This is a genomic window from Arcobacter suis CECT 7833 (assembly GCF_003544815.1).
Classification (GTDB): Bacteria; Campylobacterota; Campylobacteria; order Campylobacterales; family Arcobacteraceae; genus Aliarcobacter; species Aliarcobacter suis.
Map to the genome: position 1 here is coordinate 2,542,561 of NZ_CP032100.1, position 12,315 is coordinate 2,554,875.

The 12,315-nt window shown below is 34.7% G+C and carries 9 protein-coding genes, 3 tRNA genes and 3 rRNA genes; 6 read left to right on the forward strand and 9 right to left on the reverse strand.

Annotated elements, in window-relative coordinates:
- Positions 1-24: 24 nt before the first annotated feature.
- Positions 25-1,062 (forward strand): Holliday junction branch migration DNA helicase RuvB, encoded by a 1,038-nt coding sequence (ruvB, locus tag ASUIS_RS13040; RefSeq protein ID WP_118887512.1) that lies wholly within the window; start codon positions 25-27, stop codon positions 1,060-1,062.
- Positions 1,059-2,102 (forward strand): AI-2E family transporter, encoded by a 1,044-nt coding sequence (locus ASUIS_RS13045; protein ID WP_118887513.1) that lies wholly within the window; start codon positions 1,059-1,061, stop codon positions 2,100-2,102. The genes ruvB and ASUIS_RS13045 overlap by 4 nt, the downstream gene beginning before the upstream one ends.
- Before the next feature lie 15 nt (positions 2,103-2,117).
- Here the strand turns inward: ASUIS_RS13045 and ASUIS_RS13050 are convergent, their stop codons facing one another.
- The 8 genes from ASUIS_RS13050 to ASUIS_RS13085 form a co-directional block, all read right to left on the reverse strand.
- On the reverse strand, positions 2,118-2,864 hold the full coding sequence (locus ASUIS_RS13050; RefSeq protein WP_118887514.1) for a ferredoxin-thioredoxin reductase catalytic domain-containing protein: 747 nt from the start codon (positions 2,862-2,864) through the stop codon (positions 2,118-2,120).
- A gap of 68 nt (positions 2,865-2,932) precedes the next feature.
- Entirely contained in the window at positions 2,933-3,148 is a 216-nt protein-coding gene (locus ASUIS_RS13055; RefSeq protein ID WP_118887515.1) for a VF530 family protein, read from the reverse strand.
- 119 nt (positions 3,149-3,267) lie between these two features.
- Positions 3,268-3,343 (reverse strand) — tRNA-Thr (locus ASUIS_RS13060).
- 185 nt (positions 3,344-3,528) lie between these two features.
- Positions 3,529-3,644: ribosomal RNA gene (gene rrf, locus ASUIS_RS13065) — 5S ribosomal RNA — on the reverse strand.
- Positions 3,645-3,809: 165 nt separating this feature from the next.
- A 23S ribosomal RNA gene (locus ASUIS_RS13070) occupies positions 3,810-6,722 on the reverse strand.
- Positions 6,723-7,050: 328 nt separating this feature from the next.
- Positions 7,051-7,126, reverse strand: a tRNA-Ala gene (locus ASUIS_RS13075).
- Between the two features lie 28 nt (positions 7,127-7,154).
- Positions 7,155-7,231 (reverse strand) — tRNA-Ile (locus tag ASUIS_RS13080).
- A gap of 95 nt (positions 7,232-7,326) precedes the next feature.
- Positions 7,327-8,844 (reverse strand): 16S ribosomal RNA (locus ASUIS_RS13085).
- The 16S, 23S and 5S rRNA genes sit together here with 3 tRNA genes alongside, the layout of an rRNA operon.
- A 568-nt stretch (positions 8,845-9,412) precedes the next feature.
- Here ASUIS_RS13085 and ASUIS_RS13090 point away from each other — a divergent pair.
- Together ASUIS_RS13090 and ASUIS_RS13095 are read left to right on the forward strand one after the other, a co-directional pair.
- Complete coding sequence (locus ASUIS_RS13090; RefSeq protein WP_118887516.1) at positions 9,413-10,114, forward strand: Bax inhibitor-1/YccA family protein; 702 nt, start codon at positions 9,413-9,415, stop codon at positions 10,112-10,114.
- Positions 10,115-10,153: 39 nt separating this feature from the next.
- Positions 10,154-10,558, forward strand: a complete 405-nt coding sequence (locus tag ASUIS_RS13095) for a thiamine-phosphate pyrophosphorylase (protein WP_118887517.1) — start codon at positions 10,154-10,156, stop codon at positions 10,556-10,558.
- Here the strand turns inward: ASUIS_RS13095 and ASUIS_RS13100 are convergent.
- Positions 10,510-11,202, reverse strand: coding sequence for a methyltransferase (locus ASUIS_RS13100; RefSeq protein ID WP_118887518.1), 693 nt, complete (start codon positions 11,200-11,202; stop codon positions 10,510-10,512). The genes ASUIS_RS13095 and ASUIS_RS13100 overlap by 49 nt on opposite strands.
- A gap of 107 nt (positions 11,203-11,309) precedes the next feature.
- Between ASUIS_RS13100 and secG the strand changes: the two genes are divergently transcribed.
- Both secG and frr read left to right on the forward strand, forming a co-directional pair.
- Complete coding sequence (gene secG, locus ASUIS_RS13105) at positions 11,310-11,666, forward strand: preprotein translocase subunit SecG (RefSeq protein WP_118887519.1); 357 nt, start codon at positions 11,310-11,312, stop codon at positions 11,664-11,666.
- Positions 11,667-11,757: 91 nt separating this feature from the next.
- Positions 11,758-12,315: a ribosome recycling factor gene (frr, locus tag ASUIS_RS13110; protein ID WP_118887520.1), complete on the forward strand. Its 558-nt coding sequence runs from the start codon at positions 11,758-11,760 to the stop codon at positions 12,313-12,315.

Consider the following 12,315-nt stretch of genomic DNA (forward strand, 5'->3'; position numbering starts at 1 on the left):
GAAAATTTTAAGCGGAGCTTTAGTGTGGAGAGATTAGTAGAAGTTGAGTCAGTATCTTTTGAAGAAGAAAATAGTGAAGTAAGTCTGCGTCCTTCAAACTGGGATGATTATATAGGTCAAGAAAAAATCAAAAAAAATTTAAAAGTATTTATAGAAGCAAGTAAAAAAAGAAAAGAAGCCTTAGACCACATACTTTTTTATGGACCTCCAGGACTTGGGAAAACTACACTTTCTTATCTTATTTCAAATGAAATGAACACAAATATCAAAGTAACAGCTGGACCAATGATTGAAAAAAGCGGTGATTTAGCTGCAATTTTAACAAACCTTGAAGAGGGAGATATTTTATTTATTGATGAAATTCACCGACTTTCACCTACAGTTGAAGAGATTTTATATCCTGCAATGGAAGATTATAGATTAGATATTATAATTGGTTCAGGGCCTGCTGCTCAAACTGTAAAAATTGATTTACCAAGATTTACATTAATTGGAGCAACAACAAGAGCTGGAATGTTATCAAATCCTTTAAGAGAAAGATTTGGAATGCATTTTAGAATGCAATTTTATAATCAAGATGAATTATCAAAAATTATTCAAAAAGCAGCATTTAAATTAACTAAATCTTGTGAAAATGATGCAGCCTTTGAAATATCAAGAAGAAGTAGAGGAACTCCAAGGGTGGCTTTAAGACTTTTAAAAAGAGTAAGAGATTTTGCAGAAGTTGAAAATGAAAATACAATTCATCTTTCAAGATGTAAATATGCTCTAGATGAGTTAGGAGTAAATGAGAGTGGTTTTGATGAAATGGATATAAATCTTCTTGAATTATTAGTTTCAAATAGAGGAAAACCAATGGGACTTTCTACAATGGCAGCAGCTTTAAGTGAAGATGAGGGAACAATTGAAGATGCAATTGAACCATATTTACTAGCAAACGGTTATATAGAGAGAACAGCAAGGGGAAGAATAGCATCTTTGAAGACTTATGAAATGTTTAGACTTTCATATCCAGAAAGTCCAAAACTTGATGATGATTTAAACCAAGGAAAACTATTTTGAAAGCAGCTTATTTTTTAATTGCAATTGCAATTGTTATGATTTTTTTTATGGTAGAACTTTTTAATCCATTTTTAAAAGCAATTTGTGTATCACTTTTATTAGCTGTTGCAACAAGTTCTTTAACTTTATACTTAGAAAATAGATTGAAAAGCCGTTTTTTTGCTACATCAATTATGACAATAGCATTAACATCCCTATTCTTTATACCAATTTTATATTGTATATTCTCTTTTGCTGATTTTTTCAATAAAGTTGACCAAGTTTCTTTAATTAAAAATCTGGATGACATGAAAATATTTGTTCAAAAATCATTAGAAGATTTAAGATTTTTGAATGATTTATTAAATCAAATCATATCAAAATTTGATGTTGGTAAAACGGTTCAAGATATGCTAACATTTGGTGCTTATTTAGGTAAAAATTCCGCTAAGTTTATGATGGATATGATTATGATTTTAATATTCTTCTTTTTCTTTACACTTTATTCAACATCTATTTCAACTTTTATCAAAGAGTTATTACCAATAAAAAAAGATGATTCTATTATTTTATTTTATGAATCATCAAATGTAATGACTGTTGTTTTATATTCAATTCTTGTTACAGCAATTTTTGAAGGATTTTTGTTTGGATTTTTTTTAACATTCTTTGGTTATGATGGATTATTGTTTGGAGTTTTATATGGTTTTGCATCTTTAATTCCAGTAATTGGTGGAATTATAATGTGGCTTCCTATCGTAATATTTGAAGCAACTACAAATTTAACAAATGCTTTAATTATTGCAGTTTATTCTATTTTAGTGATTTCTATAATTGCAGATACTTTTGTAAAACCTATGATTATAAAATACATTAATCAAAAAGTAGTAAAAACACCTACAAATGTAAATGAACTTTTAATTTTCTTTTCTATTGTTGCTGGTCTTTCAACATTTGGTTTTTGGGGAATGATAATTGGACCTGCAATGGTGACATTTTTTATATCAATTATGCATTTACTGAAAAAATATTCTGATGATTTTAAAGATAATGTATCCTAAAAGGATACATTAAAATCAAATATCTCCTCTTTCTTTTTCACCACTATAAGATGAAATCCCATAATCTAAATTAGCAACTGATTTAAAACCTAAGTCTTTCATTATTCTTTGACAATAAGCACTTCTACTACCACTTAAACAATAAACAACTACTGGTGTCTTTCTTTGATTCATTATTCTCTCTAATGCATCATAAAATGATGTTGTAGGGATTAAGTAATCTGTTCCTTTGATTCTGTTAGAAACCCATTCCATCCATTCTCTTGTATCAACTAAATTAAAATTAATAAAACCTAATTCTCGTGCTTCTAATAAAGATTCTAATTCTATAGAATTTATTTCATCTTTTGTCAATATCTTCTCACACTCTTCTTTACTTAAGCCTCTTGAATGAGTTGCAATAGCATCATGTAAATTATTATCTTTTGCAAATTCTAAAGCTTTTTCATTAGTACAAAAAATTCCACAGTGACATGAACCTTTTGTTGGTATTTCATTAGTTAATGCAGGAGTGCATGGACAAAGTCTATTTTCAGTTGATTCTTGTTCCTGAGCAGTTTGTCCAACTACCATAAAACATGGACAAAACTTTTTCCCATAAATCATTTGATTTCTAGTAAGTCCCATTTGAATTGATTGATTTACTTCTGAATCTGGGTTGTAAACTAAATTATGATTAGAAATTACATCATCAGTAAATTTCTTTGTTATTTCTAATTCTTTTAAAAATTCTTCACTATTCGTATCTATTTTTCTTATCATTTAAAATCCTATATTATTATAAAAAAGAATAATAGTGTAATAATGATTAGATATGTATATAGTGAATTTTATTTAAGTATTGATAAATATAAATTTTCTACTTTTTTCCTAGCCCATGGTGTTTTTCTAAGAAAAGTCAAACTTGATTTTATTGATGGATCACTATAAAAACATCTTATATTAATACGATTAGATAATTCATCCCATCCAAAATGCTCAACAAGTGAATTTAGTATCATTTCTAATTTAATACCATGTAATGGATTATTTGGCTGTTCTATCAATTTTAATTCCTATAATATTTAGTTAATCTAGGATTATACAGAAAAAGACAAGAAAATACAAAGAAGTAAAAAAGAGATAATCAAAAGAAAAGGGGATTTAGTTTAAAGAAGTAAAAGGGTGGTGCTCACAATCGGAATCGAACCGATAACCTCTTCCTTACCATGGAATTGCTCTACCGTTGGAGCTATGCAAGCAGAATAAAAAGAAACATATATAAATAAAAGTATAAAAAACAATAAGATCAATTATAGCAAGATTAATAGGATAAAAAGCAAGCTAAAAACAAGCCCCAGAAAAAAGCGGAGCTAAAAAAAAAGCTTCTTCCTAAAAGAACTTGGAAAGTTCAGATAGGAAAAAGCTTAGTGTGTAAAAACTCAAGAGCTGGCAGCGGCCTACGTTTCCACCAGGGGACCCGGCAGTATTATCGGCGATGAAGTGCTTGACTTCCAGGTTCGGAATGGGACTGGGTATTTCCACTTCTCTATAGCCACCAGCAAAGTTGAGTGTAAAAAGTAAGAATAGGTACTCTTTACACTCAACTCAAACTAGAGTTAAGAAAAAATAATGTTAAAGTCTTTTGTTCTTTCTAAAAAAAAACACAATGTGTCTTAAAAATATATATAGTATATATTTAATAAGATAGTAAACCAAAGAATTGTTTTAAATAAGCCAAACGTTCTATTAGTACTGGTCAGCTAAACGACTTACATCGCTTACACATCCAGCCTATCAACCAGCTAGTCTTGCTGGGAACTTCAGGGAAAGTTAATCTTAGAGTTGGCTTCGAGCTTAGATGCTTTCAGCTCTTATCACATCCGTACGTAGCTACCCAACGATGCTCTTGGCAGAACAATTGGTACACCAGTGGTACGTTCATCCCGGTCCTCTCGTACTAGGGACAAATCTCTTCAACTTTCCTACGCCCACGGAAGATAGGGACCGAACTGTCTCACGACGTTCTGAACCCAGCTCGCGTACCGCTTTAAATGGCGAACAGCCATACCCTTGGGACCTACTTCAGCCCCAGGATGCGATGAGCCGACATCGAGGTGCCAAACCTCCCCGTCGATGTGAGCTCTTGGGGGAGATCAGCCTGTTATCCCCGGCGTACCTTTTATCCTTTGAGCGATGGCCCTTCCACACAGAACCACCGGATCACTATGACCGACTTTCGTCTCTGTTCGACTTGTATGTCTCACAGTCAAGCTAGTTTATGCCATTATACTCAACTGGCGATTTCCATCCGCCATGAACTAACCTTTGTAAGCCTCCGTTACTTTTTAGGAGGCGACCGCCCCAGTCAAACTACCCACCAGACATTGTCCTGATACAAGATAATTGTACGCAGTTAGTAACTCAAATATTCAAGGGTGGTATCTCAAGGATGGCTCCGACTCTACTTGCGTCTAGTCATCATAGCCTCCCACCTATCCTGCACATGAATATCCAAGCTACAGTGTCAAGCTGTAGTAAAGGTGCACGGGGTCTTTCCGTCTTTCCGCGGGTAGGAGGAATTTTCACCTCCACTACAATTTCACTGGATCCCTGGTTGAGACAGCTCCCATCTCGTTACGCCATTCATGCAGGTCGGTATTTAACCGACAAGGAATTTCGCTACCTTAGGACCGTTATAGTTACGGCCGCCGTTTACTCGGGCTTCAATCAAATGCTTCGCTTGCGCTGACATCATCAGTTAACCTTCGAGCACCGGGCAGGCGTCACACCTTATACATCCACTTACGTGTTAGCAAAGTGCTGTGTTTTTGGTAAACAGTCGGGAGGGACTCTTTGTTGCAACCTCTCTAGCTTTTTGGAGCAAGTCCATATACCAAAGTAGGCACACCTTATACCGAAGATACGGTGCTAGTTTGCAGAGTTCCTTAACCAGGGTTCTTCCACGCGCCTTAGAATACTCATCCCACCCACCTGTGTCGGTTTACGGTACGGGCAACATACAATATACTTAGTGGCTTTTCTTGGCACGACAGTATCATCGATTCTCCATCTCCTCCGAAGAGTGTCAAGAGCCTGTAAGATCTCGGTCTTATGATACCCGGATTTGCCTAAGTATCAACCTACGTCCTTCGACCCACTATTCCATCAGTGAGCTCGATTAACTCTATGCGTCCCCACATCGCGCTTGTATGTTGGTATTGAAATATTAATCAATTTGCCATCGTCTACCCCTTTCGGACTCGACTTAGGACCCGACTAACCCTACGATGACGAGCATCGCGTAGGAAACCTTGGGTTTTCGGCGTTGAGGATTCTCACCTCAATTATCGCTACTCATGCCTGCATGCTCACTTCTATCCGCTCCAACGCTCCTTGCCGGTACATCTTCAACGCTGAATAGAACGCTCTCCTACCACTCGAATAAATTCGAATCTAAAGCTTCGGTGCACATCTTAGCCCCGTTATATTTTCCGCGCAGAATCACTAGACCAGTGAGCTGTTACGCTTTCTTTAAAGGATGGCTGCTTCTAAGCCAACCTCCTGGTTGTCACAGTAACTCCACATCGTTTTCCACTTAGATGTGACTTAGGGACCTTAGCTGTTAGTCTGGGTTGTTCCCCTCTCGACGGTGGATTTTATCACCCATCGCCTGACTCCTGTGATTCCACATATAGTATTCATAGTTTGATAGGGTTTGGTACCGCGGTAAGCAGCCCTAGCCCATTCAGTGCTCTACCCCTATATGCTACAACACAAGGCTATACCTAAATATATTTCGGAGAGAACCAGCTATCACGAAGTTTGATTGGCCTTTCACCCCTATCCACAAGTCATCCGGAGACTTTTCAACGCCTATCGGTTCGGTCCTCCACTGGCTCTTACACCAGCTTCAACCTGCTCATGGATAGATCACTTCGTTTCGGGTCTGCAGCATCTGACTAATTCGCCCTATTAAGACTCGCTTTCGCTACGGCTTCGTACTTGACTTAACCTTGCCAGACACCACAACTCGCAGGCTCATTATGCAAAAGGCAGTCCATCACCCTGATAAATCATAGGGCTCTGAATGATTGTAAGCTAATGGTTTCAGGTTCTATTTCACTCTCCTCGCTGGAGTACTTTTCACCTTTCCCTCACGGTACTTGTTCACTATCGATCTGTAAGTAGTATTTAGGATTGGAGGGTGGTCCCCCCAGTTTCAGTCAAAATATCACGTGTTCCGACCTACTCAGGATACCATTAGAGCTATTGAAAATTTAAATTACAGGAGTTTCACCTTCTATGCTACACTTTTCCAAGTATTTCATCTATCTTCTTTAGTCTCACGTTATGGTCCTACAACCCCCAATGCAAGCATTGGGTTTGTCCTAATCCGCTTTCGCTCGCCGCTACTGACGGAATCTCGTTTGATTTCTCTTCCTCTGGCTACTGAGATGTTTCACTTCACCAGGTTAGCTCCCCGTAGGGTAATATAGCTCTCACTATACTGGGTTGCCCCATTCAGAAATCCCCGGATCAAAGCTCTTTGGCAGCTCCCCGAGGCTTATCGCAGCCTAATACGTCTTTCATCGCCTCTTACAGTCTAGGCATCCACCATTAGCCCTTAATAGCTTATTAATAAACAGAATTAAATTCTGTCGCATTTTTGATAATATTCTTTGGCTACTATCTTATTAAACATATTATTTAAAATATATCAATAAAATAAGTTGTGTTCTATCTATTTCTAGATAATTAAAATTTTTGTTTTTAATTATTAGTTCTACTTTGAATAAATTCTCATAGTTCTTTTAATTAAACGAAAAAATTAAAGACTTTAACATTATATTTTTAAATATCATTTTGATTCGAAAATCAAATATAAATTCAAACTCTATTTGAACTTATATTTAACTTTTTTTCAAGTTTCTTAATTTTAATTATAAACTTCTAAACTATTTAAAGGTGGTGGAGAATAGCGGGATCGAACCGCTGACCTCCTGCGTGCAAAGCAGGCGCTCTCCCAGCTGAGCTAATTCCCCACACTGATTAATCTTTAAGATTATTTAATGGTGGGCCTATCAGGACTTGAACCTGAGACCTCACGATTATCAGTCGAGCGCTCTAGCCAGCTGAGCTATAGGCCCTTAAACCTATTTTAAATAATCTTTATAAACCGAATATAAAATCTCATATATTTTTTAGTTTTAAGTTAAGAAACAAATCTTAACTTAATTCTCTGAAAGGAGGTGATCCAACCGCAGGTTCTCCTACGGTTACCTTGTTACGACTTCACCCCAGTCGCTGAATCCACTGTGGAAGGTAGCTATTTTAGCATCCCCGCTTCGAATGAGTTCAACTCCCATGGTGTGACGGGCGGTGAGTACAAGACCCGGGAACGTATTCACCGTAGCATAGCTGATCTACGATTACTAGCGATTCCAACTTCATGTAGTCGAGTTGCAGACTACAATCCGAACTGGGAGATATTTTTGAGATTTGCTCCACATCACTGTATTGCGGCTCTTTGTATACCCCATTGTAGCACGTGTGTAGCCCTGGACGTAAGGGCCATGATGACTTGACGTCGTCCTCACCTTCCTCCTACTTGCGTAGGCAGTCTCATTAGAGTTCTCAGCCGAACTGTTAGCAACTAATGACGAGGGTTGCGCTCGTTGCGGGACTTAACCCAACATCTCACGACACGAGCTGACGACAGCCGTGCAGCACCTGTATATAAGTTTCTGCAAGCAGACACCAATCTATCTCTAGAAAGTTCTTACTATGTCAAGTCCAGGTAAGGTTCTTCGTGTATCGTCGAATTAAACCACATGCTCCACCGCTTGTGCGGGTCCCCGTCTATTCCTTTGAGTTTTAATCTTGCGACCGTACTCCCCAGGCGGCACACTTAATGTGTTAACTGCATTACTGCAAGGTCTAGCCTCACAACAACTAGTGTGCATCGTTTAGGGCGTGGACTACCAGGGTATCTAATCCTGTTTGCTCCCCACGCTTTCGCGTCTCAGCGTCAATAATGTTCCAGTAGATCGCCTTCGCAATCGGTATTCCTTCTGATCTCTACGGATTTTACCCCTACACCAGAAATTCCATCTACCTCTCCCACATTCTAGATATACAGTTTCAAAAGCAGTTCAATAGTTAAGCTATTGGATTTCACTTCTGACTTATATATCCGCCTACACGCTCTTTACGCCCAGTGATTCCGAGTAACGCTTGCACCCTCCGTATTACCGCGGCTGCTGGCACGGAGTTAGCCGGTGCTTATTCATATGGTACCGTCATTATCTTCCCATATAAAAGGAGTTTACGCACCGAAATGTGTCATCCTCCACGCGGCGTTGCTGCATCAGACTTTCGTCCATTGTGCAATATTCCCCACTGCTGCCTCCCGTAGGAGTCTGGACTGTGTCTCAGTTCCAGTGTGACTGATCATCCTCTCAAACCAGTTAGGCGTCATAGCCTTGGTGAGCCATTACCTCACCAACAAGCTGATACCATACAGACCCATCCTCAAGCACTAAAGCGTTTCCCTTGCATACTTATGTATTAAAGGCATATAGGGCATTAGCAGTCGTTTCCAACTGTTATTCCTTTCTTGAGGGCAGGTTATCTATATATTACTCACCCGTGCGCCACTTAGCTGACAATTATAGCAAGCTATAATCCGTTCTCGTTCGACTTGCATGTGTTAAGCACGCCGCCAGCGTTCACTCTGAGCCAGGATCAAACTCTCCATAAATTGAAGTTTTTGAACTTGACTTTTTCTGTATTATTTTACTAACACAAAATTATCACTCATTGTTATAGACAAGATTTCTATGTTTTACCATTTCTCTCTTGTTATATGTATATATTTTATATTAACATTTATTCTTATTTTACATCTGTAATAAACAACAGATTATATTACAAGAATTCTATATTCGGTTTATAAAGATTACTTCACAAACGTTTATAATTATTTTTAAAGATCATCCTAGCTTCGATTACAACGTCTCTCATCATTCTCTCGTTTGATGCGTTCCAGTCAAATTGGACGGGAATTATAATAGATTCTTTTGGCTTTGTCAAGAGGTTTTTTCCCAAATTTCTAAATTTGTAAGTTTTTTACTTCTTTTCCTCTATTTAACTATAATTTACATGTATTTAGATTAGAAATCTTCATTTTAATTCTTAATTTGATAATTTTTATCCCACATATTAATCTTTTATTTACTTTTTTACTATATTATAATGTTTATATCGTCATATATAAGAATACAACTTCTTATATAATGACGAATTAAAAAATATAAAAGGAAAAGTATATGTACAATAGAGATTATTTATCAAATCAATCTTCACAATATACACAAGAATCATCGCAAGTTCAGTTAATGAGCTTTTTAAAAGCTACTTACCAACTATTTGCTGGTTCTTTATTAGCTGCAACTGCAGGATCATATATTGGATTAGGAATTGTTTCAATATTAATGGGTCCAGTTAAATGGGTTTTATTTGCTGTTGAACTTGCATTAATTTTCTTTGTTATTCCGAGAGTTAAACACACTCCTGGTGTTAACTTAGCTGTATTATTTGCATTTACATTTATAACAGGGTTAACAATTGCTCCATTATTAACTTCAATTTTTGCAATGCCAGGTGGTGCTTCTATTGTTGGTCAAGCATTTTTAATGACTTCAGTTGCATTTGGTGGAATTTCAATGTTTGCAATGACAACTAAAAGAGATTTCTCTTCTATGGGTAAATTTTTGTTTATTGCTTTAATTATTATGATTGTTGCTGGTATTTCAAATATCTTTATTCAATCTTCAATGATGCAATTAGCAATCGCAAGTGTTGGTGCTTTATTATTTTCTGCGTTCATTTTATATGACACACAAAATATAATTAAAGGTGCTTATGATTCTCCAATTGAAGCAGCTCTTGCTTTATATTTAGATTTCTTCAATTTGTTTATATCTTTATTACAAATTTTAGGAATTATGAATAGTGGAGATAAAGAATAAAACTAACTCGAAAGAGTTAGTTTTAAACTAGAATATTCTATGAATGAAAACTACTTAAGACTTATTGATGCAAATTTAAATAGACTACGAGAAGGAATTCGAGTTGTTGAAGATATTTTTAGATATGTTTATAACGATAAACAAACCGCTACTGCACTAAAAGAACTTAGACATTTATCAAGATTAGAAAACTATATTGAATTGCTTGAAACAAGAGATGTTAAAAATGATGTTTTGAGAAGTTCTATAAAAAGTGAACAAAACCGAACTGATTTATACTCAATTTTAATAGCTAATTTTAAAAGAGCCCAAGAAAGTTCAAGAGTTCTTGAAGAATTTTGTAAACTTATATCTATTAAAGATAGTGAAAACTTCAAATATGTTAGATATGAACTTTATAATTTAGAAATTGTTTTAACAAAAATAACTTCAAATTCTAAATAATTCAAATTATACTCTTTATATAGTTTTTTAGCATCCTTAAAATCTAAAGAAGATTCTCCACTTACACCTGATTTTTTAATGTAATCAAATAAATCTTTTTTATTATCAAACTCTAATTTATACATTATTGTTTCAAATTCACAAGTAAAATATTTTGAAAATGCTTCTTTTATAGATAATTCATCTAAAATTGGAGATTTTGTATTTGTGATTTTTTGTATTGTTTTAAAAGTATTTGATGTAAATAAAACTGCATTTATTTCATTTGTATTAAATGAAAGATGTTCTATTATTTTTGATAAATCCTTTGACCACTGTAAAGCAGAAGATGATAAAACAATATCATAGCTATTATTTTTTATTTCATCTAAAAACTCTTGTGTATCAAAATCAAAACATTTTACTTCTATATTTTCACCCTTTGGATGCAATTCACACATTGAAGGTGAAAAATCAATTGCTTTATAAAATTCTATTTCCCATGGAATATGATTGTAAACTTGTCCTGAACCACAACCTAACTCTAAAATTCTTTTTGGTTGAAATTTCAATTCTCTTACAAGTGATTTTGCAACAATTTGTTGAATGATATTGTGATTTTTATACTCTTTTGCATATTTCGAAAATTGGTTTTTAACTGACAAATTTACTCTTTATAAAATTTCTTTGGAAGTGCTTTAATATCCATTTTAACTTATTCTTAATAAGTTTTAGATAAAATAACTACCATTTTTAAAAAAGGAAATAGATAATGACATCTACACTTTTAATCGTTCAGTTTGTATTAGCAATTTTACTAACAATAATAATCTTACTTCAAAAAAGTTCAAGTATTGGTCTTGGAGCTTATAGTGGAAGTAATGATTCATTATTTGGGGCAAAAGGTCCTGCAAACTTTTTAACAAAAGCTACAATGGCTTTAGGTTTGATTTTTGTTATAAATACTGTTGTTTTAGGTTATTTATATAATGAACAAAGAAATCAAAGTGCTGTTGATTCAGTTAAAACAGACTCTTTAATTCCGGCAAATCCTGTAACGAAAACAGAATCACAAGCGCCAGCTGCTCCTGTAACAGCACCGGTTCCTACAACACCTGTAAGTAAATAAAAATCAAATAGAAGTAAATTTTTTACTTCTATTTATCTTGTTTTATTTATCAATTTAAATAAAAATTACTAATCACAATAAAGGAGAATAAATGTTAGAAGAAATATATGCTCAAACAAAAGATCATATGGAAAAATCTATTGAAGCATTAAAAAAGGATTATAAATCTTTAAGAACTGGAAAAGTTAATGTTAATATTTTAGATGGAATTAGAATTGATTATTATGGAACACCAACTGATTTAAGTCAAGTAGGTTCTGTTTTAGCTCCTGATGCAACTACAATTGTTATTAATCCTTGGGAAAAGAATCTTTTAGGAGCAATTGATAAAGCTATTCAATCTGCAAATATTGGAGTTAATCCAAATAATGATGGTGTTGTAATCAAATTATTTTTCCCACCAATGACTGTTGATCAAAGACAAAATACTGCAAAACAAGCAAAAGTTATGACTGATAGTGCAAAAGTTGCAATTAGAAATATTAGACAAAATGCTAATACAAAAGCAAAAAATCTTCTAAAAGATAAACTAATCACTGAAGATGAGAATAAAAGAGCTCAAGATGAAATCCAAAAGATAACTGATTCTTATGTTATTAAAGCTGATGAAACTTTAAAAACAAAAGAAAAAGAAATATTAACGGTTTGA